Origin of the sequence: Oricola nitratireducens (assembly GCF_014904745.1) — a bacterium.
Taxonomy (GTDB): Bacteria; Pseudomonadota; Alphaproteobacteria; order Rhizobiales; family Rhizobiaceae; genus Oricola; species Oricola nitratireducens.
In genome coordinates, this window is sequence record NZ_JACZCS010000058.1 from 1 (window position 1) to 6,536 (window position 6,536).

Sequence of the window (6,536 nt, forward strand, 5' to 3'; positions counted from 1 at the left end):
GCGGGCAAGATCGGGCGCGACAAAATCCGCGAGATCGCCGAAGCCAAAATGAAGGATATGAACGCAGCCGACATCGAAGCGGCCATGCGCATGATTGAAGGCTCCGCGCGCGCGATGGGCCTGGACGTGGAGGGCTGAGGCGATGGCTAATATTGGCAAACGTACCCAGCAGATCCGCGACGGCATCGACCGTAACAAGCTCTATGCGCTGTCGGAGGCCGTGACGATGGTCAAGGATCGCGCCAAGGCGAAATTCGACGAAACCGTTGAAGTCGCGATGAATCTCGGTGTCGATCCGCGCCATGCGGACCAGATGGTCCGCGGCGTGGTCAATCTGCCGAACGGCACCGGGCGCAGCGTTCGTGTCGCCGTGTTCGCACGTGGCGACAAGGCGGAGGAAGCCAAGGCTGCCGGCGCCGATATCGTTGGCGCGGAAGACCTGGTCGATATCGTCCAGGGCGGCACGATCGATTTCGATCGCTGCATCGCAACGCCGGACATGATGCCGCTGGTCGGCCGTCTCGGCAAGGTGCTCGGCCCGCGCGGCATGATGCCGAACCCGAAGGTCGGCACTGTGACGCCGGACGTCGCCGCAGCCGTCAAGGCATCGAAGGGCGGCGCTGTCGAGTTCCGCGTCGAAAAGGCCGGGATCGTTCATGCCGGCGTCGGCAAGGCATCTTTCGATGCCAAGGCGCTGGAAGAGAACATCCGGGCGCTCGCAGACGCGGTCAACAAGGCCAAGCCGTCGGGCGCAAAGGGCACCTATGTGAAGCGCGTCGCCGTTTCCTCGACCATGGGCCCCGGCGTGAAGATCGATCCGTCGAGCCTCTCCGTCGAAGCTTGATGCACTAGTTCAGGATATCGCTGCAAGCGATTGTCCTTAAAAGTTTTCGAACCGGTCCGCCGGTTCGAAAAAGCCGGGTGAAAGCCCGGTCCCTGTCCGAGATTGCAGGTGGCTCGCCTTAATTTTCACGAGCCTGCATGAGACGCTAAGGGCCCAAGAAGTTTTGGCCGAATGGCCTGTTTTGCGGGTTCGAACGTATTGCCTTGTGCCGCGATCGCAGATCCGGCGTAAGGGGGCAGGATCCTCGAACGTCGTCGGGTGATCTCAAAAGGCTCTCCTGGCGGCAAAGGCAACCGCAGACCGCACTCCGGTGATGTCTGCAAATTGGAGAGACGCAGTGGATAGAGCGGAAAAACGCGAATTCGTCACGCAGCTGAATACGGTCTTCAATGAAGCCGGCTCCGTTGTCGTGGCCCACTATACCGGTCTTACCGTCGCGCAGATGGGCGATCTTCGCACCAAAATGCGTGAAGCGGGTGGATCGGTGAAGGTCGCGAAGAACCGCCTTGCCAAAATCGCTCTCAAGGGCACGGAAGCTGAGGGCATGTCTGACCTGTTTACAGGCCAGACGGTCATCGCATATGCGAGCGACCCGGTCACAGCTCCCAAAATCGCGAGTGAATTCGCCAAGTCGAACGACAAGCTCGTTTTGCTCGGCGGCACACTCGGTGCGACCATTCTCGATGCACAAGGTGTTAAGGCGCTTGCCGAATTGCCTTCGCTCGATGAATTGCGCGCAAGGCTGGTTGGTATGATCTCCACACCGGCAACGCGTATCGCACAGGTTGTCAACGCACCGGCAGGAAACCTTGCCCGCGTTTTCAACGCATATGCCCAGAAGGACGAGGCGGCATAGGCTGTCTTCAGTACTCAAACCAATCAAAGTTCGAACCTGAAAAACTCAAGGAAAACGAAAAATGGCTGATCTCGCAAAAATCGTCGATGACCTGTCCAACCTGACCGTTCTGGAAGCTGCAGAACTGTCGAAAATGCTGGAAGAAAAGTGGGGCGTTTCCGCCGCTGCTCCGGTTGCCGTCGCTGCTGTCGCAGGCGGTGGCGCTCCGGCTGAAGCCGCCGAAGAAAAGACCGAATTCGACGTCATTCTCGAAGAAGCCGGCGCACAGAAGATCAACGTGATCAAGGAAGTGCGCTCCATCACCGGTCTTGGCCTCAAGGAAGCCAAGGATCTGGTCGAAGGCGCTCCGAAGGCCGTGAAGGAAGCGATCTCCAAGGGCGAAGCCGAAGAGATCGTCAAGAAGCTGACGGAAGCCGGCGCGAAAGCGTCGATGAAGTAAGTTCGTGTTGCGGCAGGCGGACACGCTCCGCCTGCCGTATCCGCGTTGCGTGAACCCTTTTCCCGAGGCCGCCAGAAGCGGTTTCCGGAAACGGGTTTTTACCGTTTCAAGAGCTGGAAGGCCGGGCGCATGGGTCTTCGCTCTTTTCGAGAGTTCTCCGCAGCGTGCGGAGCATTATTTGGCAGGCCCGCCAGGGCAGACTTTAAGGAGCGGCAATGGCTCAGTCCATATCCTTCAACGGACGCAGGCGAGTAAGAAAATACTTCGGTCACATCCCCGATGTCGCCGAAATGCCGAACCTGATCGAGGTTCAAAAAGCATCCTATGACCAATTCCTGATGGTCGACGAACCGCAGGGCGGTCGTCTCGACGAGGGCCTGCAGGCGGCGTTCAAATCGGTGTTCCCGATTTCGGATTTCTCGGGTGCATCCATGCTGGAATTCGTTCGCTACGAATTCGAGGCGCCGAAATTCGACGTCGAGGAATGCCGTCAGCGCGATCTGACCTATTCCGCGCCGCTGAAGGTGACGCTTCGCCTGATCGTGTTCGATATCGACGAGGATACCGGCGCCAAGTCGATCAAGGACATCAAGGAGCAGGACGTCTACATGGGCGACATGCCGCTCATGACCGACAACGGCACCTTCATCGTCAACGGCACCGAGCGCGTGATCGTCTCGCAGATGCACCGTTCGCCGGGCGTCTTCTTCGACCACGACAAGGGCAAGACGCACGCTTCCGGCAAGCTGCTGTTCGCCGCGCGCGTGATCCCTTACCGTGGTTCCTGGCTCGACATCGAGTTCGACGCCAAGGACAATGTCTATGCGCGCATCGACCGCCGCCGCAAGATCCCGGTGACGTCGCTTCTGATGGCGCTCGGCCTCGATGCCGAAGAAATCCTCTCCACCTACTACAACGCCGTCGAATACAAGCGTGACGGCGATGGTTGGCGTGTGCCGTTCTCGCCCGATCGCATGAAGGGCATAAAGGCCACGTCGGACCTCATCGATGCCGATACCGGCGAAGTCGTGCTGGAGTCCGGAAAGAAACTGACCGCGCGCCAGGCACGTCAGTTGTCCGAGAAGGGCGTAAAGGCATTGCGCGCCACCGACGAAGACCTTTACACCATGTATTTGGCCGAGGACGTCGTCAATTTCGAGACCGGCGAGATCTATCTCGAGGCCGGCGACGAGATCGATGAGAAGACCATGGCGGTTCTGATGGAATCCGGGCATGGTTCCTTTCAGATCCTCGACATCGACCACGTCAATGTCGGCGCCTATATCCGCAACACGCTTGCCGTCGACAAGAACGAAAGCCACCAGGACGCGCTGTTCGATATCTACCGCGTCATGCGTCCCGGCGAGCCGCCGACGATGGAAACGGCGGAAGCGATGTTCAAGTCGCTGTTCTTCGATTCCGAGCGCTACGACCTGTCGGCCGTGGGTCGCGTGAAGATGAACATGCGTCTCGGCCTCGACGTCGAGGACACCGTGCGCGTGCTGCGCAAGGAAGACATCATCGAAGTCCTGCGCACGCTGCTCGACCTGCGTGACGGCAAGGGCGAAATCGACGACATCGACAACCTCGGCAACCGCCGTGTGCGTTCGGTCGGCGAGTTGATGGAAAACCAGTATCGCGTCGGCCTGTTGCGGATGGAGCGTGCGATCAAGGAACGCATGTCGTCGATCGAGATCGACACCGTCATGCCGCAGGATCTGATCAACGCCAAACCTGCCGCTGCCGCGGTTCGCGAGTTCTTCGGTTCGTCTCAGCTGTCGCAGTTCATGGACCAGACGAACCCGCTGTCTGAGATCACCCACAAGCGGCGCCTGTCGGCGCTCGGGCCGGGCGGTCTGACGCGCGAACGCGCAGGCTTCGAAGTCCGCGACGTCCATCCGACGCACTATGGCCGTATCTGTCCAATCGAGACACCGGAAGGCCCGAACATCGGTCTGATCAACTCGCTGGCGACCTTCGCACGCGTCAACAAGTACGGCTTCATCGAGAGCCCGTACCGCAAGATCGTCGATGGTAAGGTGACCAGCGAGGTCGTTTATCTCTCCGCGATGGAAGAGGCCAAGCATCACGTGGCGCAGGCCAATGCCGAGATCGGGGACGACGGTTCGTTCGTCAGCGAGTTTGTTATCTGCCGCCATGCCGGCGACGTCATGCTGACGCCGCGCGAACAGGTCGACCTCATGGACGTGTCGCCGAAGCAGCTTGTTTCGGTTGCTGCGGCACTCATCCCGTTCCTGGAAAACGACGACGCCAACCGTGCCCTCATGGGCTCCAACATGCAGCGTCAGGCGGTGCCGCTGGTGCGCGCCGAGGCACCGTTCGTGGGTACCGGCATGGAGCCGATCGTGGCGCGCGACTCCGGTGCGGCAATTGCCGCGCGGCGTGGCGGCGTTGTCGATCAGGTCGACGCAATGCGCATCGTCATCCGGGCAACCGAAGAACTCGACGCTTCCAAATCGGGTGTCGATATCTACCGGCTGCAGAAGTTCCAGCGCTCCAACCAGTCGACCTGCATCAACCAGCGTCCGCTGGTTCGTGTCGGTGACGTGATCGGCAAGGGCGATATCATCGCCGACGGTCCGTCGACCGATCTTGGCGACCTGGCGCTCGGCCGTAACGTGCTCGTCGCGTTCATGCCGTGGAACGGCTACAACTACGAGGACTCCATTCTTCTCTCCGAGAAGATCGTCCGCGACGACGTGTTCACCTCCATCCATCTCGAGGAATTCGAGGTGATGGCGCGTGATACCAAGCTCGGGCCCGAGGAAATCACGCGCGACATTCCGAACGTTTCGGAAGAGGCGCTGAAGAACCTCGACGAGGCGGGCATCGTCTATATCGGCGCCGAAGTCGGCCCCGGTGACATCCTCGTCGGCAAGATCACGCCGAAGGGCGAGAGCCCGATGACGCCTGAGGAAAAGCTCCTGCGCGCCATCTTCGGCGAGAAGGCTTCCGATGTCCGCGACACCTCCATGCGCATGCCGCCTGGGGCGTTCGGTACCGTCGTCGAAGTGCGCGTCTTCAACCGCCATGGCGTGGAGAAGGACGAACGCGCGATGGCGATCGAGCGCGAGGAAATCGAGCGTCTCGCAAAGGACCGCGACGACGAGCAGGCTATCCTCGACCGCAACACCTTCGGCCGCCTGGCGGAGATGCTCGACGGTGAGGAGTCCATCGCCGGTCCGAAGGGCTTCAAGAAGGGCGCCAAGCTTTCTGCCGAAGTGCTGGAGAACTATCCGCGTTCTCAGTGGTGGCAGTTTGCCGTCACCGACGAGAAGCAGCAGGATAATCTCGAGCAGCTTCGCACCCAGTACGACGATTCCAAAAAGCGTCTCGAACAGCGCTTCATGGACAAGGTCGAGAAGGTGCAGCGCGGTGACGAGATGCCCCCGGGCGTCATGAAGATGGTCAAGGTCTTCGTGGCCGTGAAGCGCAAGATCCAGCCGGGCGACAAAATGGCCGGCCGTCACGGCAACAAGGGTGTCGTGTCGCGGATCCTGCCGATCGAGGACATGCCGTTCCTGGAAGACGGGACGCATGCGGACATCGTGCTCAATCCGCTCGGCGTGCCGAGCCGCATGAATGTCGGCCAGATCCTCGAAACGCATCTGGGTTGGGCCTGTGCAGGCATGGGCAGGAAGATCGGCGAGATGATGGAAGCCTACCGCGCCAATGGCGATGCTGGCGAAATCCGCAAGACGTTGACCGACCTGATCCCGGCGAACGACCGCAACGAACCGGTCGCGAAACTCGATGACGCTGGCGTCATCGAGATCGCCAAGCAGTTCGAGCGTGGCGTTTCGATCGCGACTCCGGTCTTCGACGGCGCCGTCGAGGCTGACATCAACGAAATGCTGAGAAAGGCAGGGTTGAAGGAAACCGCCCAGTCGACGCTCTATGACGGCCGTACCGGCGAGGAATTCGACCGGCAGGTGACCGTCGGCTACATCTACATGCTGAAGCTGCATCACCTTGTCGACGACAAGATCCATGCACGTTCGATCGGTCCGTACTCGCTCGTTACCCAGCAGCCGCTGGGCGGCAAGGCGCAGTTCGGCGGACAGCGGTTCGGCGAGATGGAGGTGTGGGCGCTCGAAGCCTATGGCGCGGCCTACACCTTGCAGGAAATGCTGACGGTCAAGTCGGACGACGTGGCGGGCCGTACCAAGGTCTACGAGGCCATCGTGCGCGGTGACGACACCTTCGAGGCGGGCATTCCGGAGAGCTTCAACGTTCTCGTCAAGGAGATGCGTTCGCTCGGCCTCAACGTGGAGCTTGAATCCACCCGGGCGCCTTATCCGGAAGAGGAGCAGCAGGCGCTTCCTGACGCCGCAGAGTAAACGGCAGGGCGCCGGCGGGTTTATCCACGCCGGCGG

4 protein-coding genes and 1 pseudogene are annotated in these 6,536 nt (G+C 60.6%); all 5 read left to right on the forward strand.

All coding sequences use genetic code 11. The features are described 5' to 3' along the window. Positions 1-138, forward strand: a pseudogene (gene rplK / locus IG169_RS23715) (50S ribosomal protein L11); the annotation flags it as partial. Between the two features lie 4 nt (positions 139-142). Beyond that, a complete protein-coding gene (gene rplA / locus IG169_RS23720; RefSeq protein WP_193178754.1) occupies positions 143-844 on the forward strand; it encodes a 50S ribosomal protein L1 in 702 nt (233 codons plus the stop codon). Positions 845-1,157: 313 nt separating this feature from the next. After that, a complete protein-coding gene (gene rplJ, locus IG169_RS23725) occupies positions 1,158-1,700 on the forward strand; it encodes a 50S ribosomal protein L10 (RefSeq protein ID WP_193178755.1) in 543 nt (180 codons plus the stop codon). A gap of 61 nt (positions 1,701-1,761) precedes the next feature. After that, positions 1,762-2,139: a 50S ribosomal protein L7/L12 gene (gene rplL / locus IG169_RS23730; protein ID WP_193178756.1), complete on the forward strand. Its 378-nt coding sequence runs from the start codon at positions 1,762-1,764 to the stop codon at positions 2,137-2,139. Between the two features lie 215 nt (positions 2,140-2,354). Beyond that, positions 2,355-6,500 carry a DNA-directed RNA polymerase subunit beta gene (gene rpoB / locus IG169_RS23735; protein WP_193178757.1) on the forward strand — a complete coding sequence of 1,382 codons (4,146 nt, stop codon included), beginning with the start codon at positions 2,355-2,357 and terminating at the stop codon, positions 6,498-6,500. The last annotated feature ends 36 nt before the right edge of the window (positions 6,501-6,536 follow it).